The organism is Methylophilus sp. UBA6697 (assembly GCF_002454655.1).
GTDB lineage: Bacteria > Pseudomonadota > Gammaproteobacteria > Burkholderiales > Methylophilaceae > Methylophilus.
In genome coordinates, this window is the sequence record NZ_DKJH01000042.1 from 106,728 (window position 1) to 129,073 (window position 22,346).

23 protein-coding genes are annotated in these 22,346 nt (G+C 52.5%); 10 read left to right on the forward strand and 13 right to left on the reverse strand.

The genetic code is table 11. The features are described 5' to 3' along the window. Positions 1-16: 16 nt before the first annotated feature. A complete protein-coding gene (gene sbmA, locus B3355_RS11470) occupies positions 17-1,249 on the reverse strand; it encodes a peptide antibiotic transporter SbmA (protein WP_292783992.1) in 1,233 nt (410 codons plus the stop codon). Between the two features lie 131 nt (positions 1,250-1,380). Continuing rightward, on the reverse strand, positions 1,381-1,761 hold the full coding sequence (locus tag B3355_RS11475; protein ID WP_292783995.1) for a hypothetical protein: 381 nt from the start codon (positions 1,759-1,761) through the stop codon (positions 1,381-1,383). Positions 1,762-1,972: 211 nt separating this feature from the next. On the opposite strand from B3355_RS11475, the gene B3355_RS11480 reads away from it, so the two are divergent. Continuing rightward, entirely contained in the window at positions 1,973-2,992 is a 1,020-nt protein-coding gene (locus B3355_RS11480; protein WP_047515259.1) for a trypsin-like peptidase domain-containing protein, read from the forward strand. Positions 2,993-2,997: 5 nt separating this feature from the next. Here the strand turns inward: B3355_RS11480 and B3355_RS11485 are convergent, their stop codons facing one another. After that, positions 2,998-3,915, reverse strand: coding sequence for an alpha/beta hydrolase family esterase (locus tag B3355_RS11485; RefSeq protein ID WP_292784001.1), 918 nt, complete (start codon positions 3,913-3,915; stop codon positions 2,998-3,000). Between the two features lie 92 nt (positions 3,916-4,007). On the opposite strand from B3355_RS11485, the gene B3355_RS11490 reads away from it, so the two are divergent. Next, positions 4,008-4,607 (forward strand): nucleotidyltransferase family protein, encoded by a 600-nt coding sequence (locus B3355_RS11490; protein ID WP_292784004.1) that lies wholly within the window; start codon positions 4,008-4,010, stop codon positions 4,605-4,607. 1 nt (position 4,608) lies between these two features. Here B3355_RS11490 and B3355_RS11495 read toward each other — a convergent pair whose 3' ends face one another. The 3 genes from B3355_RS11495 to B3355_RS11505 are packed head-to-tail and all read right to left on the reverse strand — an operon-like array spanning position 4,609 to position 8,226. Continuing rightward, positions 4,609-5,592: an XdhC family protein gene (locus B3355_RS11495; RefSeq protein ID WP_292784006.1), complete on the reverse strand. Its 984-nt coding sequence runs from the start codon at positions 5,590-5,592 to the stop codon at positions 4,609-4,611. A gap of 4 nt (positions 5,593-5,596) precedes the next feature. After that, the gene (locus tag B3355_RS11500; RefSeq protein ID WP_292784009.1) at positions 5,597-7,759 is read right to left on the reverse strand and encodes a xanthine dehydrogenase family protein molybdopterin-binding subunit; all 2,163 of its coding nucleotides are present in this window, start codon (positions 7,757-7,759) and stop codon (positions 5,597-5,599) included. Positions 7,760-7,770: 11 nt separating this feature from the next. Further along, positions 7,771-8,226: a (2Fe-2S)-binding protein gene (locus B3355_RS11505; RefSeq protein ID WP_019881067.1), complete on the reverse strand. Its 456-nt coding sequence runs from the start codon at positions 8,224-8,226 to the stop codon at positions 7,771-7,773. Between the two features lie 281 nt (positions 8,227-8,507). On the opposite strand from B3355_RS11505, the gene B3355_RS11510 reads away from it, so the two are divergent. After that, complete coding sequence (locus B3355_RS11510; RefSeq protein ID WP_292784013.1) at positions 8,508-9,515, forward strand: zinc-dependent alcohol dehydrogenase family protein; 1,008 nt, start codon at positions 8,508-8,510, stop codon at positions 9,513-9,515. A gap of 10 nt (positions 9,516-9,525) precedes the next feature. Here B3355_RS11510 and B3355_RS11515 read toward each other — a convergent pair whose 3' ends face one another. From B3355_RS11515 to B3355_RS11535, 5 genes are all read right to left on the reverse strand, one after another. Beyond that, complete coding sequence (locus B3355_RS11515; protein WP_292784016.1) at positions 9,526-10,230, reverse strand: MBL fold metallo-hydrolase; 705 nt, start codon at positions 10,228-10,230, stop codon at positions 9,526-9,528. Between the two features lie 161 nt (positions 10,231-10,391). Beyond that, complete coding sequence (locus B3355_RS11520; RefSeq protein WP_019881064.1) at positions 10,392-10,811, reverse strand: DUF6691 family protein; 420 nt, start codon at positions 10,809-10,811, stop codon at positions 10,392-10,394. Between the two features lie 9 nt (positions 10,812-10,820). Beyond that, entirely contained in the window at positions 10,821-11,246 is a 426-nt protein-coding gene (locus tag B3355_RS11525) for a YeeE/YedE family protein (protein ID WP_292784019.1), read from the reverse strand. 54 nt (positions 11,247-11,300) lie between these two features. Continuing rightward, positions 11,301-11,522: a hypothetical protein gene (locus B3355_RS11530; RefSeq protein WP_019881062.1), complete on the reverse strand. Its 222-nt coding sequence runs from the start codon at positions 11,520-11,522 to the stop codon at positions 11,301-11,303. A 217-nt stretch (positions 11,523-11,739) separates the two neighbouring features. Further along, positions 11,740-13,317 carry a Na+/H+ antiporter gene (locus tag B3355_RS11535; protein WP_047515293.1) on the reverse strand — a complete coding sequence of 526 codons (1,578 nt, stop codon included), beginning with the start codon at positions 13,315-13,317 and terminating at the stop codon, positions 11,740-11,742. A gap of 279 nt (positions 13,318-13,596) precedes the next feature. Between B3355_RS11535 and B3355_RS11540 the strand changes: the two genes are divergently transcribed. From B3355_RS11540 to B3355_RS11550, 3 genes are all read left to right on the forward strand, one after another. Next, positions 13,597-15,909, forward strand: a complete 2,313-nt coding sequence (locus tag B3355_RS11540; protein ID WP_292784024.1) for a putative bifunctional diguanylate cyclase/phosphodiesterase — start codon at positions 13,597-13,599, stop codon at positions 15,907-15,909. Between the two features lie 125 nt (positions 15,910-16,034). Next, positions 16,035-16,274 (forward strand): hypothetical protein, encoded by a 240-nt coding sequence (locus B3355_RS11545; protein ID WP_019881058.1) that lies wholly within the window; start codon positions 16,035-16,037, stop codon positions 16,272-16,274. A gap of 9 nt (positions 16,275-16,283) precedes the next feature. Continuing rightward, the gene (locus tag B3355_RS11550) at positions 16,284-16,544 is read left to right on the forward strand and encodes a KTSC domain-containing protein (RefSeq protein ID WP_024930376.1); all 261 of its coding nucleotides are present in this window, start codon (positions 16,284-16,286) and stop codon (positions 16,542-16,544) included. 57 nt (positions 16,545-16,601) lie between these two features. Here the strand turns inward: B3355_RS11550 and B3355_RS11555 are convergent, their stop codons facing one another. After that, a complete protein-coding gene (locus tag B3355_RS11555) occupies positions 16,602-18,077 on the reverse strand; it encodes an iron-containing redox enzyme family protein (RefSeq protein WP_292784028.1) in 1,476 nt (491 codons plus the stop codon). 194 nt (positions 18,078-18,271) lie between these two features. Between B3355_RS11555 and B3355_RS11560 the strand changes: the two genes are divergently transcribed. Then, on the forward strand, positions 18,272-19,258 hold the full coding sequence (locus tag B3355_RS11560; protein WP_292784030.1) for a class I SAM-dependent methyltransferase: 987 nt from the start codon (positions 18,272-18,274) through the stop codon (positions 19,256-19,258). 4 nt (positions 19,259-19,262) lie between these two features. Here the strand turns inward: B3355_RS11560 and B3355_RS11565 are convergent, their stop codons facing one another. Continuing rightward, on the reverse strand, positions 19,263-19,772 hold the full coding sequence (locus B3355_RS11565) for a YgjP-like metallopeptidase domain-containing protein (protein ID WP_292784034.1): 510 nt from the start codon (positions 19,770-19,772) through the stop codon (positions 19,263-19,265). Between the two features lie 207 nt (positions 19,773-19,979). On the opposite strand from B3355_RS11565, the gene B3355_RS11570 reads away from it, so the two are divergent. The 3 genes from B3355_RS11570 (at position 19,980) to B3355_RS11580 (ending at position 22,344) form a co-directional block, all read left to right on the forward strand. Beyond that, positions 19,980-20,159: a hypothetical protein gene (locus tag B3355_RS11570; RefSeq protein ID WP_047515312.1), complete on the forward strand. Its 180-nt coding sequence runs from the start codon at positions 19,980-19,982 to the stop codon at positions 20,157-20,159. Between the two features lie 258 nt (positions 20,160-20,417). Further along, positions 20,418-21,929 carry a sensor histidine kinase gene (locus B3355_RS11575; protein ID WP_292784038.1) on the forward strand — a complete coding sequence of 504 codons (1,512 nt, stop codon included), beginning with the start codon at positions 20,418-20,420 and terminating at the stop codon, positions 21,927-21,929. Further along, on the forward strand, positions 21,901-22,344 hold the full coding sequence (locus tag B3355_RS11580) for a response regulator (RefSeq protein ID WP_019881049.1): 444 nt from the start codon (positions 21,901-21,903) through the stop codon (positions 22,342-22,344). Before B3355_RS11575 ends, B3355_RS11580 begins: the two co-directional genes overlap by 29 nt. The last annotated feature ends 2 nt before the right edge of the window (positions 22,345-22,346 follow it).

The window sequence follows — 22,346 nt, forward strand, 5'->3', positions numbered from 1 at the left end:
GCCACAGTGCTTTTGGCTAGACCGCGGTGCGCTCTACCTCAATCTCAGGTAACGCCTCGTGTTTGATGGCCGCTTCAAATGCGGTCAAACGTTTGTATACCGACAAAAGTTCAACAATGGTGGTCCAGGAATTCACCAGATATTGGAACGAGTTGCTGACTTGTGAAAACGCAGTCAGTATCTGCTGCAAAATACCAAAGGTGATGCGGCCAGCCGCAATTGTCGGCACCAGAATCAGGTAGGCGAAAATATTATCTGCCTGCAAATACAGGCTGCGTGCCACGTTGAAATACATATAGTGAAAATAGAGGCGGAAGTAGTTTTTACGCACATCCATAAACAATGACGTAAGTGTCGCCGGTTGTGCGCGCTCAATATTGTCCTCACCATACACCAGCTCTTTACGGTAGGCGGCTTCGACACGTTGATTCCTGAATTCCAGCCCCGGCAACTTAATCCCCACGGCGGCCAGTAATAAAGTACCAAACACCGACCAGGCAATCGCCGACGTAAACAACGGCGCAGGCACGGCACCAAACACCGGCAATTCGCTGACATAAGAAGACAGGCTCCACAGCACAGGCAAGAACGCGAATAGCGTCATGATCGCCTCCACCATGGACACACCCAAGCCTTCCATAATGGTGGCAAAACGCATGGTGTCTTCCTGCACCCGTTGCGAAGCACCTTCAATGCGACGCACCTGTGACCACTGACTGGTATAAAAATCGTTCATCGCCGTACGCCAGCGGAAAATATAATGGCTGACAAAGAAACGCGTGATGACATAGATAAAAATCGCCACGAACGCAATTTCGGCAAACTGTAGCATCAAGGTATAAAGCTCGGCTGTGGTCACCTTGGAGTTGGGCGACAACGCGGCCTGCACGCCATCAAAGAACGGCCTGCGCCAGTTATTAATCGCCACTGACACTTGCACCGAGTAGTAAGTCGAAAACAGGATAAATGCCGAGCCGACGATAGACCACCATTGCCAACGGCTGGGTTTAAGCTTAAACCAGGCCAGCGCAAACAGGGCCACACTCACGGCATAATAGCCATAAAACAATTTGAAGGAATCGGTCACAAAATGACCCAGACCAATCACAGGCTGCTCTTCGGCCAATGACAATCCAAACACAGCGCCAATGGCGGCAGAAAACTCAAACCAGACACCACAGCAAATAGTCGCCCACACAATGACAGAAGGCCAGAACCAGCGAGAATCAGGGAAAAAGGATTTAAACATAGCGCTTTCTTTGACGGTGTTTGTTTAGATGTGTTGAGGAGTCATTTTCTGCCAGTGTATTGGCTCTTGAAAAGACCTGCAACAAAAAAGCCTCCGTGTGGAGGCTTTATCTGTTCAAACGCATGTGGATACTAGATGCGATTACCGCGGAAGCAGCACCCCAGCGGGGTATTGGCAGTGTAACCGGCCTTTAACACCATCGCATGCGGCTTGATTGCTGAATGCTTTTGTTGCACACGTTTTTTATAAACAGTCGGTTTTTTCATGGCAGTCTGCTTATCTTCATCGACTTTACTTTCATCTACCGCCGCCACTTTTACCGCAGGCGCTAAGGTGTTCGACGCAACCACGACTTCAGCAGCCTCCGGCTTTGCCACCACCTGCGTCGACTGAACGCTACTCAGCAAAGGGTTATTGTCAGCCGGGGCTTCGTGCTCGAAAGTAATCATCATCAAGGCAAGCATGTTTAAAAAAATCAGCTTGGGTAACATATAGGACTTGGTTCGTTGCATTTTTAATACTCAATTTCATCTCAGGCTATCTCATGCGCTATGGTAGAGGGCCTTGGCTGGCTGAATAAGTGGGCAGGTGCCGATTTACCTGTCAGAAATCGCCTACAAAATAACTATCACGGAAAACATTTACGCGATATTCTGGTCAGAGTGCTCAGACTCGTGCATGATGCATGATCAGAACGATTGGCCTTTGTCGATGGGAGCCTGTATGAAACGGTTATTGTTATTGCTGATAATGTGGACAGGGCTTGGGCAGGTGCACGTGCAGGCACAACCTAGCATCGTCGATACACTTGAATTAGGCCACTCGATTGTGATGGTCACCACCGATATGCCGGGCGGCTCTAATGGCCGAGGCTCGGGCGTGGTAGTCAGCCCGGAATACGTGGCCACCAACTGTCATGTCATCGCCAACAGCAATGGCGCCAATATTGCCAAGTTCCGTGATGGCTATCGGCCTATTGCGCTCAAAGCCAACTGGAAGCGCGATGTGTGTTTACTCAAATTTGATCCCTTGCCGTTTAAACCACTCCCCATGCGCGACAGCAAAACGCTGCAATACGAAGAGGAAGTGTTTAGCCTGAGCTTTCCGGCCGCGGCGCCTGTACCGCAACTGTCTTATGGCAATATCAAAGGCATTTATCCTTACGATGGCAGCATGATTGTGCGCACGAATGCCTCTTTCTTGATGGGCTCCAGTGGCGGCGCCCTGTTTGACCAAAATTTCAACCTGATCGGGCTAACCACCTTCAAGAGCCCAGGACACCAGGCGTTTTACTACAGTCTGCCAGCAGAATGGATTAAAGAGCTGATGGACGCGCCTGAAATTATTTCACTGAAAACCAATGAAGTGCCGTTCTGGGCATTGCCACTCGAACAACGGCCCTACTTTATGCAGGTGGTGATTCCTTACCAGAACGGCGACTGGGCTAACCTGAAGTCGATTGCCAGCCAATGGGCGAAGCAAGAGCCAACTTCGGCCGATGCCTGGTATTTTCTAGGGCTGGCAGAAGAAGGCCTGCAACAATACGCCGAGGCTGAGCAAGATCTCAAACATGCTTATGACTTGAACCAGCGCGACTATGACGCCATGCTGGCGTTATCGCGCGTGGCCTTCACGCAAAAAGACCTGGTGACACTCAAATCACTGCAACCTGCCATTAGTGCCATCGACCAGGCCCAGGGCGACCTGATTCGTCAGCAGATTTCTCAACTACAACAGAATTAGCGCCATCACTGCCGGCCATAGTCATTAAAAAACCGCCAGATCACCTCATTGGCAGAAATCGCATCAGACCCGGCCTGCCCGCCGCGAGGTTTGCTGCCCCCCGGCCATGAATGGCCGCCAGTCTCGGTCACACACAATTGCACTGGCGCCAGCCCGCCACGGTTAATCTCACAATAAGCACCGGGGACCTCCAAAATGCGTTCTGCCTGCGCGTTGGCCTGGTTAAGCTGCACCCATTTCTGGATAGTGGCAGGCACTGAGTTGAAATTCACATCAACCATAGATTGCTGGCCTTTGCCGCCATGAAACGGCACATGATCATCATCTTTGGCATGAATATGCAACACCGCCACCGGCTTGGCAGGCTGGCAGCGCTGGGTGTTATCAGTGCCCGCCACCGAGGCGATGGCGCTCACGGTGTCAGATAACTCACAAGCCAAACGGTAGCTCATCATGCCGCCATTCGACATGCCATCAACGAAAATACGTTTAGCATCGACATTGGCGCGTTGCTGCATGTCTTGAATCATGGCACGAATAATGGCGACATCATCGCTTTGTTTTTTCACTGCCGGGCCACAGCAATTACCTGCATTCCAGGTCGCGAACTTGCCTCCCGGCAAGTGGCTGTATCCATTAGGGAACACCACGATATAGCCATATTTCTCTGCGGCCGAAATCTGGTGGTAAAACCGCTCATTGGCCTGTACCTGCATATTGCCCAGCCCGCCATGCAGCGCCAGCACCATGGGCAAGGCCTGGCCAGCTGGTTGCGCAGGCACATGCACCAGATAGGGGCGCTTGTCACCATTCACCGTGACGGAAAATTCATAGTCGCCAGCCACAAGACCGGCCCACACCAGCGCAGGAAAAATCAGCAAACCTAGCAACACACTGTAATATAAACGTTTAGGCAAGGTCATATGTACTCCAGAAGAAAGAATCGCAAGCATACATGAACGTGCCAATTAAACATGTTGTTGACCAACCCTGAAACATTATCGATAGCAGACATATGGCGCATCCTGATCCTCGCCCACCACTCATCGCAGGCATCCTGCTGGCAGGCGGCTTCTCACGCCGGTTTGGCACGCAAAACAAGCTGTTGCAACCGCTGGCAGACGGACAACTGGTCGCGCTGAGGGCGGCGCAAGCATTGATTGCCGCGCTGCCACATAGTGTTGCCGTCATACGCGCCAACCAACCCACGCTGGGCAACCAACTCACATCGCTTGGATTTAAAGTCATTGAGTGCGAGGACCAGCATCAACAGATGTCGGACAGTTTGAAATTGGGCCTGATGGCGACAAAAAACGCTTTCCCAGCCATGACGGGGCTGGTGATTGCGCTCGCGGATATGCCGTTTATTCAAGCCGAAACAATACAGCAGGTCGCGCAACAGTTAATACAGGCGCGTATTGTGCAGCCTATGTACCACGGCCAGCCCGGGCACCCGGTGGGCTTTCGCAGCGATTTGATACCAGACTTGCTTGCCATTGAAGGCGATCAAGGCGCGCGTGATGTCTTGCGCGCGCATCAGGCCGATATTTTACGATTTGAATGCCAGGATGCTGGCATTTTAAGAGATATTGATACGCCGGCAGACCTGGCCTGATTCAGGCAGCGGCAAGATTGCTGCCTGTTTTCGACAATCCAGCCTGTTGCAGTTGTGCCCGTGCCTGAATCAACTCAGCCAAAATAGACACCGCAATTTCGGCCGGAGTACGGCTACCGATGCGCAAGCCGACCGGGCCATGCAGGCGGTTGACCTCTTGTTCGCTGAGGTCAAAACTGCGCAGGCGCTGTTTGCGTTTTTCCTGGTTTTTCACTGAGCCCAGCGCACCGATATAAAACGCATCTGATTTAAGCGCCTCCAGCAAGGCCATATCATCCAGTTTGGGGTCATGCGTCACTGCCACAATGGCTGTGTGTGGATCAGGTGCGATGTCGAGCACCACATCGTCCGGCATGCCCGCTAGCCACTCTGCGCCTTCCACATGCCATTCTGCACGCATGTCTTCACGTGGGTCGCAGATCATGACATTAAAATCCAGCGCTTGTGCCATGGCCGCCAATACCGAGCCTAACTGGTTGGCGCCTATCACCAGCAGGCGCCATTGCGGGCCAAAGTAGCTGTGGAACCAGTCTTTGTCCAGATACGGCAGGCCTTCTGGCAGCACACGCTGATGGCGCACCTCGCCGCTATGCAGGTTGACTGAACGCTTTAACAAACGCCGTTGCGACAAACTTTCCAGCATGGGTGCCAGTTGCTCGGCCTGTGTGAGCGGCTCGGCAAAAATCTTCAGTTGCCCGCCACAGGGAATCCCAAAGCGTTGCGCCTCGTCCTGGTGGATGCCGTATTCGAGAATGGCTGGCCGTATGGGCAACCGCTGCTGCCTCGCTTTATCTGCCAGGTCATCTTCAATACAACCGCCCGATACTGAACCGACCAGATGACCATCTTCACGCACTACCAGAATGGCACCCGGCAAACGCGGTGCCGAGCCCCAGGTCTGGATCACAGTAAACAGGTGCGCGCGATAGCCTTGTTGCAACCAGTCACTGGCGCGTTGCAGTACTTCCCAATCTGACGATTGCATAGACTTAAGCCAGTTGGTCGCCTATGGGTAAACGGCGGATGCGCTTACCGGTTGCCGCAAATACTGCATTGGCGACAGCAGGCGCTAATGGCGGCACGCCAGGCTCACCAACGCCGCCCATTTTTTCTTTGCTCGCCACGATATGCACGTCCACCTTGGGCATGTCTTTCATGCGCAATACCTGGTAGTCATGGAAGTTAGACTGCACCACTTGCCCGTCTTTAAAACTGATTTCGCTACTCAATGCTGCACCCAGCGCATAAGCCACTGAAGACTCCATTTGCGCTTTGACGCCATCCGGGTTTACTGCCAGGCCGCAATCAATGGCGACCACTACGCGGTGCACTTTGACTTCACCCTCTTTCACAGAAACCTCGGCTACTTGCGCCACATAGCTGCCAAACGATTCGTGTACGGCAATGCCACGGAACACGCCAGACGGTAATGGTTTGCCCCAACCCGCTTTATCGGCCGCCAGGTTCAGGGCGGCCAAATGGCGCGGATGATCTTTCAGCAATTGGCGTCTATATGCCAACGGATCCTGCTTACTGGCATGTGCCAGTTCGTCGATCAGGCTTTCCATGACAAAACCGGAATGGCTATGGCCGACCGAGCGCCACCACAACACCGGCACATCACTTTGCACCGAATGCAGATGCACCTGATGGTTGGCGGTGCCTTTGACATAAGGTGAATCGGCCACGCCTTCTACAGAAGTCGCATCAATGCCATCCTTAATCATCACGCCTTCGAACGGCGTGCCTTTAATGATGGACTGCCCGACCAGCGTCTGTTGCCAGGCCAGTGGCTTACCTTGTTGATCCAGCGCCACGGTGGCGCGGTGCACAAACATAGGCCGGTAAAAACCACCTTTGACATCATCCTCACGGCTCCAGACAGTTTTCACTGGCAAGCCAGCCGCTTTGGCCACTTCTACCGCCTCAGACACAAAATCGGCGCGCGGATTAGCACGGCGGCCGAAACCACCACCGAGGAATTGGGTATGAATTTTTACTTGTTCAGGTTTCAACCCCAGAATTTTGGCAGCAGCAGCCTGGTCGGTGGTTTGCATTTGCGTACCGGTCCAGATGTCGCAGCCTTGATCCGAAATTTTGACCGCGCAATTGAGTGGCTCCATCGGCGCATGTGACAAATACGGCAACACATACTCGGCACTGATGGTCTGCTTGGCCTGTTTGCTGGCACTGGCGATATCGCCCGCTTGGGCTGCCTGCACACCTGGCTGCTGTGCCAGGGCCTGATATTGTTTCAATAGTGCCGCAGAATCCGGTTTGTCATGCCCATCCAGGTCCCACGCCAACTTGAGTGCTTCGCGGCCTTGTTTGGCCGCCCAGTAATGTTCGGCAATCACTGCCACGCCTGTTGGCACTTTCACCACTTTAATCACACCTGGTACTTGGCGTGCCGCGCTATCATCTACGCTTTTCAGCTTGGTGCCAAATACCGGTGAGCGCGCTACCATGGCCACTTTCAAGCCATCAAACTGCACGTCCTGGCCAAACTTGGCGGTGCCATTGATTTTTTCCGCGCTGTCCAGGCGTTTGGTGGCCTTGCCAATAAACTTCCATTGTTCCGGTTTTTTCAAGGTCACAGTGGTCGGCGTTTCCAGTTGGCTGGCCGTCTCAACCAACTGGCCATAGGTCAATTTTTTCTTGCCGTTGATCACCGCACCGTTTTCGGTACGCAAGCCTGCGACAGGCACATTCCACTGCTTGGCTGCCGCCTGCAACAACAAGGCACGCGTTAAGGCACCTGCCTGGCGGTAACGGTCAAACTCCGACCAGGTGGTCGAAGAACCACCGGTAATCTGTATGCCGTAAGCAGTATGAATATAGGCCGGTGCGGCCGGTGCGTGCTCGACCTTCACCTTGCTCCAGTCTGCATCCAGCTCATCGGCGATCAGCATCGGTAGCGTCGTCCACACACCCTGCCCCATTTCACTGTGCGCCAGCATCACCGTAATACTGTCATCGGCACCTATGCGCAAAAAAGCATTTGGCGCAGGCAAAGGCATCGCTTCAGCGGCATTAGCCACCCCCATAAACCGTTTGGCTTGCGGGATACTAAAGGCCACCACTAAACCACCAGCCACCAGCGCGGTACTTTTAATAAAACTGCGGCGCGAGAGATTAATCATATCGTTCATGGTGTCTCTCCTTAGGCCAGTTTGGCAGCAGCTTCATGAATCGCTGTGCGGATACGTTGATAAGTCCCGCAACGGCAAATATTGCCACTCATGGCCGCATCAATATCGGCATCGCTGGGTGTGGGATTCTGCTTGAGTAATGAGGTCGCAGACATGATCTGGCCAGACTGGCAGTAACCACACTGCACCACATCAATCTGCTGCCAGGCGGCCTGTACAGCCTGGCCGACTTTGTCTTCCTGCATGGCTTCAATGGTGGTAATTTTTTTGCCTACCGCGGCACTTACCGGTGTCACGCACGAGCGGATAGCCTGGCCATCCAGATGCACGGTACAGGCGCCACATTGCGCCATGCCACAGCCAAACTTGGTGCCAGTCATGCCAGCCACATCGCGAATCGCCCATAAAATGGGCATATCGTCACTCACATTGAGATCGGTCTCTTTGCCATTGATATTTAGTTTCATCGGGTAGGTTCCTTGTGAATATCTGTTGTGCCTGATGGCTAAACCAATCTGAACGTTGGCTATGATGAAAAATATACTAACATACACATCTGTATGTATGTGTGTTTCATGCACGATAAAACAGGAAATTTAACGATGTTAAATTTTATCTACAGGTACGCTATATAAGGCCGTATATAACGAAGGGGCTGAGAATTTACATCGTCATCACAACACGGCACAATCCAACTATCACACGCATCCGATGATGATAATCATCACATTCATTGAGGAGACCAACAATGAGCAAAGCCATCATTGTGCAACCCGGCGGCGGCTACCAAAACGTGACTATAGGCAACCGTGAAGCGGCCGCCCCCAAAGCAGGCGAGATCACGGTCAGGCTACATGCCAACTCACTGAACTATCATGATTTTGCCGTGGTTAGCGGCATGTGGGGGCCGACTGAGCCACGCATCCCGATGGCTGATGGCGCCGGCGAAGTGATTGCCGTAGGCGCAGACGTCACTGAATTTAAAATAGGAGATGCTGTAGTCAGCACCTTCTTTCCCACCTGGCAATCAGGTAAACCACTGGTTGAAGGCTTTGCCACCGTGCCGGGTGATGGCATTGATGGTTACGCCCGCGAGCTGGTCACAGCGACCGTCGAATCGTTTACCCTGGCGCCCATAGGCTGGAGCCATCTGGCGTCATCAACCCTCACCACCGCCGCCCTCACCGCCTGGCGCGCCCTGATGTCTGACGACCACCTCAAACCGGGGGATACAGTGCTGGTGCAAGGCACAGGTGGCGTGTCTATCTTTGCGCTGCAATTTGCCAAACTGGCCGGGGCGACCGTGATTGCTACCTCATCCAGCGAGACCAAGCTGGAAAAGCTCAAGGCCTTAGGCGCAGACCATTTAATCAATTACAAAACCACGCCGCAATGGGGCACGCTCGCACGCGACATTTCTGGCGGGCAAGGCGTCGACCACGTGGTGGAGGTCGGTGGCCCAGCGACACTGGAACAGTCTATGCTGGCGGCCCGCGTCGGCGGTCATGTGTCTGTCATTGGCATTCTGACCGGCCTGGCAGGAGACTTTCCGCTGGTGACTGCACTGATTAAGCAATTACGCCTGCAAGGCGTGCTAGTAGGGAATCGTGCGCAGCAACAAGCCATGGTGAAAGCGATTGAGGCCAACGGCATGCAACCGGTGGTAGATAAAGTATTTGCGCTAGAAGAAATCGTGCAGGCGTTTCAATACCAGGAAACCAACCAGCACTTTGGCAAAATCTGCCTGCAGATTTAATATTTCAAACTTATGAAGACTGATTAACCGCCAGCCTGCCGCACGCCTGGTTGGCTGGCAGTGCCACCGCCATTTGTGCTGGATACCCCAGCTTCAGGTTAGCCATCAGCGCCACGAACGCCGCACGTGAAATTTGGCCACCCAGGCGCGGATTGTCCTTTTTTTCTTTACCCACCGTGGATACCGTTTGGCCGTGGTAATCATGGCCCGGATAAACCAGGGTTGCCTCTGGCAAGCTGAAAATTGCACGATGCACACTGTCGTATAACTGTCCTGCATCGCCCTGCTGAAAGTCGGTGCGGCCACAGCCGTTGATGAGCAAAGTATCGCCGGTAAAAATGCGGTCACCTAGGTAGTAACTCACGCAACCGCCGGTATGGCCAGGCGTGGAGCGCACTTCAATATCCAGTGAGCCGACATGCAAGTGCATGCCATCGGTGACCAGCAAATCGCCACACAGCACCCCCGCGTCACGGTGAACGACGCTTTGACTGCCCAAGCGCTGGCGTAGCGCATCCGCCCCGGTCACATGATCGGCATGCACATGGGTTTCTAGCGTATAGGCCAGCGTTAATTCCTGGGTATGCAAAACCTCAATATAGCGCGCGACCTCACTTTCAACCGGGTCAATCAGCACCGCCTGCCTGCTTTGTTCACACGCTAGCAGATAGGTATATGTGCAACTCTCTGCTTCAAAAAGCTGTTGAAAAATCATGTGCCGGCTCCTAAGAAATATCTTTATGAGAAATCAAGGCGGCACCAACGCGCTGACTGATGCTCAGGGAAAATGACACGACTAGCATCCGTAAAAAGAGGCATGACTGCCTGCCAAATGACCAAGTATGGGTCGCACGCACGATGGCGCAAGAAAAGAGATTAAAGCCAGCCGCGGCGCACGGCCAGCGTATGTAGCGCCATGCCCGCCAGCATACTGGCGACAAATATCCACACCGCAGCACCGCCAACCAATATCGAGGCAACCGCCGGGCCGGGGCAAAAACCAGCCAGGCCCCAGCCGACCCCAAACAGTAATGCACCTATAACCAATTTGCGATCAATCAGATGGCTGGCAGGCAATTGCATAGGCAAGCCCAACAGACTGCGCGACTGTTTGGCCGCAGTTTTAAACGCGAAAAAGCCAATGGCAATCGCCCCCAACATCACAAACGCCAGTGAGGGATCCCAATCACCACTAATATCCAGAAACGCTAGCACCTTGGCCGGGTTAGTCATCCCGCCGACAATCAAGCCCAGGCCAAAAATCACGCCAGCGAACAATGCAATCAACATCACCATCATGCGCTCCTATCTTGCCACCAGCACATGGCGTACCAGCCATACCACCAGCATCGCTGTCAGCATAAACGTCAACGTCGCCACCAGCGAGCGTAACGATAAGCGCGATAAGCCACACACGCCATGACCACTGGTGCAGCCAGACCCCAGCCGAGTGCCAAAACCCACCAGCAGGCCTGACGCAATTAACCAGGGCGTACTGGTAGCAATCTGCATGGCGGGCAATGGCGTAAATAGGGCATACAACAGCGGTGCCACCAGCAGACCTGCAACAAAGGCAAAACGCCAGGCACGATCACTGGCAGCCGCCGACCACAGCTGTCCAACGATGCCGCTGATACCGGCAATCTGCCCCAGCCAGCGGATTAACAGCAAGGTAGAAAAGCCAATCAGCAAGCCGCCAATCAGTGATTGCAAGGGAGTAAATGTGCTCATACGGTGACCCGGTCGTTAAAAGTGAGGCGATGATAATCTGGCTATCGTGGCGAATTAATCTTCTTCGTCTGCCGTATCTTCATGTGCCACAGCTACCTGGCGGTTGCATTCAAACCCTGCTTTTTCAAGTACCACGCGATAATCGCAACTTGGTAAATGCCCTTCCAGACGGCCATTGATTTTGGTGGTTTCCTGCTTGCAAAACGCACAACGATAACGATGCGCCTGTCCTTCATAATGCTCTTGCGGATAATCAATATAAAACAGTCGTTTCATCATGGACTCCTTATTTGCAACAGTGATCAGCCTATGCTACGCCGACGACCTCTGGCTGGCAATACACAAAAAATAGCCTGCAGCAAGGATTTTTGCTAATTATTTTCAGCGTACAGATTTTAATCACCCCTGTTTTTAGTCATTAAATCAATCAGTTACAACACTCACCCACAACACATCTGAAAAGTTATCCACAAAAAATGTGGACAGCGTTGCCTTATCCCCGGCTATGCAATGCTGCTATTTCCTGGATATCCAGATCACGCTCCATCATATGCAATAGTTCATCATGAATCTGTCCGGAACGATGCAGCTTCAGCAACTCCTCACGCCCGGCGGCCACTGCGGCCAGCACCACATTAAAATGCGCTTTACGGATATCGTCTGGCAACATGGCGTCATTTTTATGTTTGTCTGACAAGCTTTGGCGATAACCATATTGTTCGAGTAATCGTGGATGCTGTAGCTTGCCTTGTTCGTCATAAGCCAGCTTGTTGACCACTGCATATTGCGCCTGCTCTATACGCGCCCAGGTTTGCGGCTCATTAAGGTAAGTACGTTCATGGGCCGTGGCTTTTAATTTGAGTACGCGTATCACCCAACCGATGCTGGTACCCTGAAACAATACGGTGACTAAAATCACGGCAAACGCACACAGCAGCATCAAATCGCGCCCCGGCACCTCGGCAGGCACCGCCAGCGCGGCCGCCAGTGTCACCACGCCGCGCATGCCGGCCCAACTGGTCACAAATGATTCACGCCAGCCGCCTGAGGCAGACTTTGCGTGTTTGCTGAATAATCCAGCCAGCCCATCGACGGCAAACACCCAGACAAAGCGCGACACAATCACCACCACCAGGACCAGCAACACCTCCAGGCTGTAATCAGCAATTGACTTGCTACCGTCGGCAATACGGTCCCACACCCCACGCAATGAGAGGCCTATGAGGATAAACACCAGCGACTCAAAGACAAAAATCATGATTTCCCAAAACGCGGCACCGCGACGTCTGGCGGTGGCCGTCATGATTTCATGCTGGTGCCAGCCCAGCATCATGCCGTAGGTAACGGTCGCGATGACGCCCGAAACACCAATATGTTCACCCACCACATAACAAATCCAGCCCGGTAAGGCAGAGGCGAGAATCATGAGCTCGGTGTCATGCAAATAGCGCAAGGTTTTATAGACCAGGTAGCCAAACGCGGCGCCCAGCAGGATGCCGCCGATGCTGAGCCAGGCGAACTCCTCAACCGCCCCCGCCATGGAGAACACACCAGTCAGCATGGCCACAATCGAAAACTTGTATAACACCAGGCCGGTTGCATCATTGAGCAGGCTTTCCCCCTCCAGCAACACCAGCAATTTGCGTGGCAATGCCACCCGTTGCAGCACGGCCTTGGCGGCGATGGCATCCGGTGGTGACACAATGGCGCCTAAGGCAAAACAGGCAGCCCACGGCAGTGCCGGCGTCAAACTATGCAGAGCCAGCCCAACCACCAGGGTGGTAAATAGCACCGCGCCTATCGCCAGCAGCAAGATGCCCACCAGGTGGCGCCTGAATTCATGCCACACCGTGAAATAAGCGCCCGCCATCAGTAGTGGTGGCAAGAAAACCACTAACACCAGCGCAGGATCAATCTCAAACGCAGGCAAACCGGGGATAAAGGCGATCAGTGCACCACCGATTAACTGCGCCACGGCAGGCGGCCAGCGTAGTTTTTTCGCCAACACTTCCAGCGCAATAATCGCCACCAGAAAAAATAGAATCAGATTGAAATAAAACGCGTTGGACATAAATATGGATGCTCTTGTATGCGCGCACGGCCAACAAGAAAACACTTTCGAATACAAAAAATCAAATGAGATGACGCTGTCACTGCGTGACTTAGAGACGCTGGATGAGTGTAATAGAAAACATCCGCAGACGTTTCATTAAATCACGTAAAAGCAATTTAACGACTGACTCACCCCATCTGCAATCACTTTTAAGCACCCGCCAATAAAACATATATTTACATGTGTTATTAAAGCAGTGTTTAATGGCGCTTCGATCTGCTTATGTGAAGTACAGCCATGCAATGGAGTCATCATATTTCAGCCGTTATTTCATTGGCAGCACGCATGACGCCGCCCTGGAAAGTCTTTTGGCTGGCTGGGCTGGTCGCCACAGCTTGCCTGCCGCTTGTTAGTCGGTTCGGACTCAGGGATAGCTGGTTTTTTCTGATTGCCATCCTCAGCGTGAGTGCCATCTGGCTGGGCATTTGGCGACAGCGCCCGCAACCATGCCAACCATGGTTGCAATTCGCGGTCGCTATCAGCGCACAATGCCTGGGTGGACTCATAGAAGCGAATACCGATGCCAGTGGACACTTTGGCCTGCAACTTTCACTGGCTGATGTGTGCCTGCTCACAGGGCACCTGGCGTTGGTGCGCAGCTTGTGGCAACTCGCCTGCCAGCAACACCCGCAATTTCCACGTCATGGTTTTTTTCAGGGCTGGATCCTGGCCACCAGCCTCATGCTCATCGGCTGGCAATTCCTGTTTTTACCTACCATCCTGCATCATGGTTTTTCGCTGGATCGGCCGCAGATTTTTCGCATGCTGTATCCCTCACTGTCGTTTATTGAACTCGGCATGCTGCTATGGCTATGGACCAGCAGCAACGCATACGCCTCGCGGGTATTTTTGCAGCTTTGCCTGGCCATTCTGTTTTTTGCCATTGGTGAATGTGTGTTTCATGGCACCAGCAACAGCCTGGCTGTACCGCATGACATCAACCTGATGTGCTGGCTCATAGGCTATGTCAGCTTTGGCAGTGTTGCCTTGCACCCGGATATAGCGCAGCTCGGCCATCCCAGAGCCAGTGAAGACGATCGCCATGCCCACCATATCTTGACGATGCTATTACCGCTGGCCTTGCTGTTCCCGGTCGCGCTGCTATTACGCTATTTCCAGGCATTACATCCTGCCACCATCGGCATTTTGCTGGGCTTTTTCATTATCTTTATCATCGGCTGGTATCAGCTCAGCACCACCTTACAAAATATCATTGAGGTTAAGCAGCAACTGGAACAGCAAAACCGCACCGATTATCTGACCGGCATCCCCAACCGCAATTATCTTGAGCAAGTGGTTGAGAGTAGCATGTATTCCACGCGTGTACTGCCGCATAGTATGAACGCGATGTTGCTCATGGATATCGATGGTTTCAAAGCCTTTAACAATATTTTCGGCTTTGGCCTGGGTGACCTGATTTTAAAAGCCGTCGCCAAGCGACTACATCACAACAGCCAGGCGCAAGGCTACCACTTCGCCCGCGTCGACGGTGACGAGTTCATTGTGCTCATGCTCAACGTGCCTGAAAAAGCCATCGTAGAACAGCAAGCCTGGCATATTCACCAGTTGCTGGAGCAACCGTTTATTGTCAATGGGTTAACTGCCAAAGTCAGCTGCAGCATAGGCATCTCAATGGCAGACTCTTTCACCAAACACGCATTTTCTAATATGCAACGCGAAAGTGAGCGCGCACTTTTACGGGCAAAAGAAAACCAGTCTCAAGTCGAATGCTACCAGGCTATCCGCGACAAACCGGCAGACAAAAGCTGGATTATCAGTGAATTCCGGGAAGCCATACACGCCCGGCAAATTGTGGTCTACTACCAGCCCAAGGTGCATTTGCAAACGCAAACGGTGATCGGAGTAGAAGCCCTGGTGCGCTGGCAGCATCCGCTACGCGGACTGATTATGCCAGGTGAGTTTGTGCCGCATATCGAAAACACTGACCTCATTCATACCCTGTTTAAACTGGTGTTGCATGAATCGACCCGTCAGTGGCAATTGTGGCATCAACAGCAGCTTGACCTCACTATTGCAGTCAATGTCACCGCCCGCGACCTGATGAACTTTGACCTGGTGAAAGAGGTAGCGCAAGCGCTGGAAAAGCATGCCATGCCTGCCAATCACATAGAGGTTGAAATTACCGAATCGAGCGCGCTCGCTGACCCCAGGCGCGTCAAAAAACTCCTGTCAGACCTGATCGCGCTCGGCATCAAAATCAGTATTGATGACTATGGCACCGGCTACAGCTCGTTACTTTATCTGCAACAACTGTCTTTGCACTATCTCAAAATCGACCAGCAATTTATCCGCGAAATGCACCACGACGCCTCCAGCCTGGCCATCGTATGCTCGACACTGGAGTTGGCAAAAAACCTGCACATAGAAGTGATTGCCGAAGGCATCCATGCCGCCGTGAGCGTGCAACAACTCAAAGCCTTGGGCTGTTACGGCGCCCAAGGCTTTCTATTCTCGGAACCGGTACCTGCCAGCGACATTCCGGCCACCATCCGTCGCATTGAGTCTGCCTGCTATGACATTGAGTCATGAGCCTAAGCCATGAACGCAAGACCTGAACTCCGCGCGCCAAACTGCCTCTAACAGACATGAAGATTAAACTGGCGACAGAATTAGTTTAATATGCTGCCAGTGATGGCAAAAACGCAGGAGTTTGTATGTTTACACTGAAAAAATGGCTCTGGACACAATGGCAGAAACTGCGTGGCGCAGACCGCGCTTACGCTAAATACCTGGCGCATTTTCAACATTACCAGGCACAAGTCGTTGATGACGAACTACAGCAATCGCTCAATATTCAACCCATGAGTAAAGAGGCTTTTTTAAACGCCTGGCAACACAAAGGCTTGAAACCCGCGGGCAAATCTTGCGGCTGTAAAACAGGTGGTTGCTGCTAAGGGGCTGGCATGGAGATGATCAGCACTCACTCAGGCAAATTGCGCGCCATTGGTTACGACGCAGGCAAGCGCCTCTTAAGAGTAGAACTCGAAAATGGCAGCGCGCTGGAATATGCCAATGTCGGCGACAGCATTTGGCGCAACCTGAAAAATGCCAGCGCACAGTGGAGCTATTACCGCGACAATATTGAAGAGGAATTCACCGCCAGCCGCGTCGCAAGCAAGGCAAGCGCCAGCGGCAAAAATCCGCTGGATGATTTATTTGGCTAAGCCTTGAAGCACCAGTGGTGAAGAACCTCTCAACAGTATTGGGCGGGCACGCTTTAATCAATCACCTGTTTGCCCGTATGGTGCGTCGACATACGCCTTGAAATAACGTGTCGCACACAAGCCCAGCGGCGTATGGTGCTTGGCAGGCGATAACCAGTCAATCAGGAAATCCATACGCTTTTGCCCCAAACCATGCAGATAGCGCTCCAGCGACAATTGGTCCTGGTGAAAGTCATTGTCCACCTGCAATGCCTGAGCAACACGGCGACCTGAGCGCAAGTCGTAAATATTGCCATGCGGAGGCACTTCAGACGTCTGAGGCAGGGATGGTTTCTCCGCCATTCGCCAAGGCGCGCCCAATCGCGCCAGTCGGGGCAAGCGCTCAAGCGCCTCACCCGCAATCCAGTCATAGAGCACTTGTCTCTCATAAGCAGTGAATACGCCGAACATCGGCGCTTTATCCGCCGTAATCATTTGCCAGAAACGGCTCTGTTCAGGGTCTTGATGGCGTGTTATCCAGCCTGTTCTTTCCATCACAGATAGCAACCTGGCCACCTGGTCGGCATCAGCCAGCCACGCATTGATGGATTTATCCCCAATCACACAATGGTTGGCATGCATATACTGGCCAATACTGGCTTTGCTTTGCAGCACGCGGACCACTTCAGCCAGCAGGTCAAAGTGTTTGATCAGGTCCAGCGTACCGAGGCCGGCGTCATTTAATTTAACCCCTGCCACAATGCGCTCCATATAATTCTGTACAGAACCAAACGTAGGCATCGCCTCGCTGACGGCATCAATTGCCGCTCTGGCATGCCCGCTATGGGCGTTATCAATGGTGGTATGCAAGGTAAAGTAATAGGGGTCGATATTCAGCTCTTTGAGTTCATATGCCGTGATCAGCAAATGTAGCGGCAACTGCTCGTAGCCCAGATTAAAACCAATCACCTCTGGCAGATGTGTTTCAACATTTGCTGCCAACGCCAGCTGCACAGCGCCTTGTGTGAAAAACTTGTCGTCCAGCGTGCGCCAGTCATCACACTCATTCACTTTTAGCAGTTTGCGGTATAGCGCTACATGATTCATGGCTTCAACGCCATTGCCCAGCTCTTCCAGATAAATTTTTAACAAGGAGGTAAAGCGCGTGTCCTGCCAGTGGCGCGTAAAGCCATATAGCCAGGCCCCATCAACCATCTTGGTCGGCGCGACTGCACGCAGAAAATACAAGGCATGCGATTTGCCACTGAAATACCAGCGGGGCTCGCCTGCTTTTCTGGCGGCAAGATACTCCTGGTACTGTTGGCCGATTGCCGCATGTTGCTCAAGCAACCACGCCTCCAGTTGCGCAGGATGTGTGGGCACATTGGTGAAATGATGGCTGGTTTCCTGCAAATTGGCGGCCAGAAAACCCAGGCTATCTGCCCGGCCCTTGCTAAAACCGGAAGGCGCCAAAAGTGAAAAGTACATAGACTTGGCAGACCAGTCTTGGGCTGTTTGCTGATGCTTCCCGATTTGTTTGCTGATGACTGACATCGCTGCGGTCTCCAATGCATTAACCTGCCAGATGGAATAGCCCAAATGGAATAGCAAGTACAAAGCACATAAGTTACGCAGATATGATCAAACGCTCTATCAGACGATGTATGAGCGTCATGTAGGAATTCGCTGATTAAACAGAAAGTAACATTCTGTTAAGCTACCAATACTTCCCTCTAAAGGACGGCATCGTGGAAAAATACCTCCATTCCCCATTAGAACAGTTACTGCTGGCGCTCTATGAGCGTCACTACAGCTTTGTGACGGTAACCCCGGCAACCCATCATCTGGTGAACCAGCGGTCGGGCAATGCCTGGGCAGAAAGTATTCAGGATATCTTCGGCTGGAACCGGCCATTCAAGCAAGAAACGCTAGACGCAGCGCTATTTGCACGCATGAAAGAAGCCAACATTTTGCGGCCAGTGGCGCAAGGCTGGCAGTCACAAGTGCGCGTTTCAAGCATTCAAGACAAGCTGTTTTTACATTCCGGCTTTCCGACTGACGCCGCCGATGCCGTGTTTTTCGGCCCGGACACCTATCGCTTTATCAATGCCATGTATGGTGCACTGCCGACGTTGCAAGGCAAAGTGCGGCGCTGTGTCGATATTGGTACTGGCGCGGGTGTCGGCGCCATTTTGCTGGCTGAAGCATTGCCTTATGCCGAGAGCATAGGCGTAGATATCAATGCCAAGGCACTGGCGTTTGCCGCCATCAATGCCAAAGCCAATCGCATTAGCAATGTAGCGTTCCACCACAGCGACCTGCTGCACGACCTGCCTGGCGAGTTTGACCTGATAGTTTCCAACCCGCCTTACCTGATCGACCCATCCGCCCGCGCTTACCGGCATGGTCACGGCCCGCTGGGTGCACAACTGTCGCTGGATATTGTTGAGGCGGCACTCACCCGGCTGGCACCGGGCGGCATCCTTATGCTTTATACCGGGGTCGCCATCATTCACGGGCATGATCCGTTCATCGAGGCCGTTAAACACCGTACAAAAATGGCAGGATGCACCTATCAATACACAGAAATAGACCCGGACATTTTTGGCGAGGAACTGGCTACAACCGCCTATGCACAGGCAGACAGAATTGCCGCAGTCTGGTTATTGATAAACAAACCGACCATTGAAAGTGACGCCTTGCTACAGTTAATCAGTGCTGCCGCCAATACGTAAGCGTTTACTCACTTTCACTTAACAGCAGCGACAACAGATACACACGGCAATCAAACTCATATTGCATATAGTTGGGCTCCATATGCAAACACAGCTGGTAAAACGCCTTGTCGTGGTCACGCTCTTTAAGATGCGCCAGCTCATGCACCACAATCATCTGCAAAAACTCCAGCGGCGCCGTTTTAAAAAATGCCGATATACGGATTTCTTTTTTGGCTTTGAGCTTGCCACCCTGCACGCGCGAGATCGCCGTGTTCAAACCCAAGGTCTGCTTTTCAACCGTCAGCTTGTTATCAAAATGCACTTTATCAAGTAACGGCGCATTTTTTAAATAGCGCTGTTTAAGCTCGATACAAAAGTCATACAAAGCTTTATCACTTTGAACGGCATGCACCTGCGGATAGCGTTGTTGGATATAAGTGCCCAATTGCCCCTGCGCATGCAATTGCGTAATTTGCGCACGTAAATGGGCGGGGTAACCAGGGAGGTATTGTTGAATTAATGCAGCAGACATGCTGTCATTTTAATCAGCAGACAGCCTTGCAACAACCCACACATGCTTTTGACTTGGCCGGGTAGCGTGTTCTGACGAATATCGCCTGTATATAGGCCGCAAACTTTGCAGCTCTCACATTACTCAAACATGAAAGGCCTTGATATAAGCTAAACACGCACGCTCAAAGCCTGTTAGAGTAAACACATCTTGTGAAGGGGACTGACCATGACCAAAGCACTCAAAGAAGCAAAACTGGAGGCGCATTTAGACGCGGTTGAAAAACACAAAGCGTTGTTAGAGCAACTGCACCTGAATGGCAATGCGCATCTAGACGAAGTGAATAATTCGCTGCAAACACTCACATTGACCCTTGAGGAATACCTCAAGATTATTGGCATCCCATAACATCCCAAGGGTTCACGTTGAGGCAAAACTCATACTTTGTGCCTCAACGTCATACAACCATCTCTGCTCGTGGCTCAATCCCGCCATGCGGGCAAAAAATATCGTCACAAACATTGGCCGCACACATTGCATTCCCGACGGCGACATGGATATACTTGAGCGTAAATAGAACAAAGTATCCGTAGCACGCATTCCAGAGACACTCGCAGTTAGATTCACACTCGCCAAGCAAGTTTTGTTGGTGCAAAGGGGTTGGTCATGCATGATGACATTGGGGATATCGAACGGGCCAATCTGCGCTTGCGCCAGGTGGTGGAAGCCGCACCTACGGCGATGGTGATGGTCAATCACACTGGCATCATCGAAATGGTGAACACCCAGACAGAGAACATCTTTGGCTACAGCCGGGTCGAGTTACTGGGCCAGTCGATAGATATCCTGCTGCCCGAGCGCTTCCGCCGTCAACATCCACATCACCGCGCATCCTTTTTTTCTGACTTAAGCCCACGTGCCATGGGTACCGGCCGCGACTTATTTGGCCGCCGCAAAGACGGTAGCGAGTTTCCGGTAGAAGTCGGGCTGAACCCGATTGAAACTGATGATGGCATTAAGGTGCTCTCAGCCATTACCGACATTTCGGCGCGTAAAAGAATGGAGGAGCGTTTTCGCCAAGTGGTTGAAGCCGCCCCCAACGCCATGGTGATGGTGAATAAAAGCGGCATCATCGAAATGGTAAATAACCAGACAGAAAGCATCTTTGGCTATAGCCGGGTTGAGTTACTGGGTCAGTCGATAGATATCCTGCTACCTGAACGGTTCCGCCATCAACACCCGCATCACCGCGCTTCTTTCTTTTCTGACCTGAGCCCACGTGCCATGGGCAGCGGCCGCGACTTATTTGGCCGTCGCAAAGACGGTAGCGAGTTTCCGGTAGAGGTGGGGCTGAACCCGATCGAAACCGACGATGGCGTCAAAGTACTGTCAGCGATTACCGATATTTCTGCGCGGGTAAAAGCGGGTGAAAAACTGGCGGAACACCGCGATGAACTCGAGCGCAGCAATAAAGAATTGGCGACCTTTGCCTATGTTGCCTCGCATGACCTCAAGTCACCGTTGCGCGGTATTTTCCAGATTTCGCACTGGATTGAAGAAGACCTCAACAATGGTCAAATCGATGCCATCCCGCAACACATGGACCTGCTACGTGGCCGCCTGCGCAGAATGGAGCGCCTGCTAGATGACTTACTCGCCTACTCGCGCGCCGGGCGCATGGAAGGCAGCGTCAGCCAGGTCGATCTCGGCAAATGGGCGCAAACTGTTTTCGAACTACAAGCGCCACCTGAAGGGTTTACCCTGGCAGTAGACCCAGATTTGCCCACCTTTACCACGCTTGCCACGCCGCTGGAGCAAGTGCTGCGCAACCTGTTTGCCAACGCCATCAAGCACCATGATAAAGCGCAAGGCCGCATTCAGCTGAGTGGTCGTACCGCCGGCAAAGGCTTTTATGAATTCAGCGTCACTGACGACGGGCCGGGCATTTCGCCAGAATACCAGGAGCGTGTCTACATTATGTTCCAAACCCTGCGGCCACGCGATGAAGTAGAAGGTAGCGGCATGGGGCTGGCGCTGGTGAAAAAAATTGTGGAAGCTTACGGCGGCAACACCAGTATTGTTTCTGACGGCATCCGTGGCTGTGCTATCCGGTTTACTTGGCCAATCAATATAGAGGAGAGGCTGACCCGTGCAAATCCTGCAGAAACAAAACTATAAAGAAGTCACCTTACTCATTGTTGACGATGACGATATTGACGCCATCGCTCTGGAACGGGCATTGCGCAAGCTGCGGCTGTTAAACACCGTGCTACGTGCGCGCGATGGCCGCGAGGCACTGGAATTATTGCGTACCGGCGCCGTGCCAGCGCCCTATATTATTTTGCTCGACCTTAATATGCCACGCATGAACGGCCTTGAATTTCTGCAAACCCTGCGCACCGACCCATTGCTGACACATGCCGTGGTATTTGTCCTCACCACCTCAAAATCAGATGAAGACCTGGTGGCCGCTTATCGCAACCATGTGGCAGGCTATGTCTTCAAGCAACACATGGATCGGGACTTTCTTGAAGTCATCGGCTTTATTGAGCATTACTGGCGCCTGGTCGAGCTCCCGGTCACAAAGGAATAAAC

Excerpts from the sequence above, each read along its gene's own strand:
- sbmA (WP_292783992.1), bottom strand. The coding sequence starts at position 1,249 with ATGTTTAAATCCTTTTTCCCTGATTCTCGCTGGTTCTGGCCTTCTGTC.
- B3355_RS11475 (WP_292783995.1), bottom strand. The coding sequence starts at position 1,761 with ATGCAACGAACCAAGTCCTATATGTTACCCAAGCTGATTTTTTTAAAC.
- B3355_RS11480 (WP_047515259.1), top strand. The coding sequence starts at position 1,973 with ATGAAACGGTTATTGTTATTGCTGATAATGTGGACAGGGCTTGGGCAG.
- B3355_RS11485 (WP_292784001.1), bottom strand. The coding sequence starts at position 3,915 with ATGACCTTGCCTAAACGTTTATATTACAGTGTGTTGCTAGGTTTGCTG.
- B3355_RS11490 (WP_292784004.1), top strand. The coding sequence starts at position 4,008 with ATGGCGCATCCTGATCCTCGCCCACCACTCATCGCAGGCATCCTGCTG.
- B3355_RS11495 (WP_292784006.1), bottom strand. The coding sequence starts at position 5,592 with ATGCAATCGTCAGATTGGGAAGTACTGCAACGCGCCAGTGACTGGTTG.
- B3355_RS11500 (WP_292784009.1), bottom strand. The coding sequence starts at position 7,759 with ATGAACGATATGATTAATCTCTCGCGCCGCAGTTTTATTAAAAGTACC.
- B3355_RS11505 (WP_019881067.1), bottom strand. The coding sequence starts at position 8,226 with ATGAAACTAAATATCAATGGCAAAGAGACCGATCTCAATGTGAGTGAC.
- B3355_RS11510 (WP_292784013.1), top strand. The coding sequence starts at position 8,508 with ATGAGCAAAGCCATCATTGTGCAACCCGGCGGCGGCTACCAAAACGTG.
- B3355_RS11515 (WP_292784016.1), bottom strand. The coding sequence starts at position 10,230 with ATGATTTTTCAACAGCTTTTTGAAGCAGAGAGTTGCACATATACCTAT.
- B3355_RS11520 (WP_019881064.1), bottom strand. The coding sequence starts at position 10,811 with ATGGTGATGTTGATTGCATTGTTCGCTGGCGTGATTTTTGGCCTGGGC.
- B3355_RS11525 (WP_292784019.1), bottom strand. The coding sequence starts at position 11,246 with ATGAGCACATTTACTCCCTTGCAATCACTGATTGGCGGCTTGCTGATT.
- B3355_RS11530 (WP_019881062.1), bottom strand. The coding sequence starts at position 11,522 with ATGAAACGACTGTTTTATATTGATTATCCGCAAGAGCATTATGAAGGA.
- B3355_RS11535 (WP_047515293.1), bottom strand. The coding sequence starts at position 13,317 with ATGTCCAACGCGTTTTATTTCAATCTGATTCTATTTTTTCTGGTGGCG.
- B3355_RS11540 (WP_292784024.1), top strand. The coding sequence starts at position 13,597 with ATGCAATGGAGTCATCATATTTCAGCCGTTATTTCATTGGCAGCACGC.
- B3355_RS11545 (WP_019881058.1), top strand. The coding sequence starts at position 16,035 with ATGTTTACACTGAAAAAATGGCTCTGGACACAATGGCAGAAACTGCGT.
- B3355_RS11550 (WP_024930376.1), top strand. The coding sequence starts at position 16,284 with ATGGAGATGATCAGCACTCACTCAGGCAAATTGCGCGCCATTGGTTAC.
- B3355_RS11555 (WP_292784028.1), bottom strand. The coding sequence starts at position 18,077 with ATGTCAGTCATCAGCAAACAAATCGGGAAGCATCAGCAAACAGCCCAA.
- B3355_RS11565 (WP_292784034.1), bottom strand. The coding sequence starts at position 19,772 with ATGTCTGCTGCATTAATTCAACAATACCTCCCTGGTTACCCCGCCCAT.
- B3355_RS11570 (WP_047515312.1), top strand. The coding sequence starts at position 19,980 with ATGACCAAAGCACTCAAAGAAGCAAAACTGGAGGCGCATTTAGACGCG.
- B3355_RS11575 (WP_292784038.1), top strand. The coding sequence starts at position 20,418 with ATGCATGATGACATTGGGGATATCGAACGGGCCAATCTGCGCTTGCGC.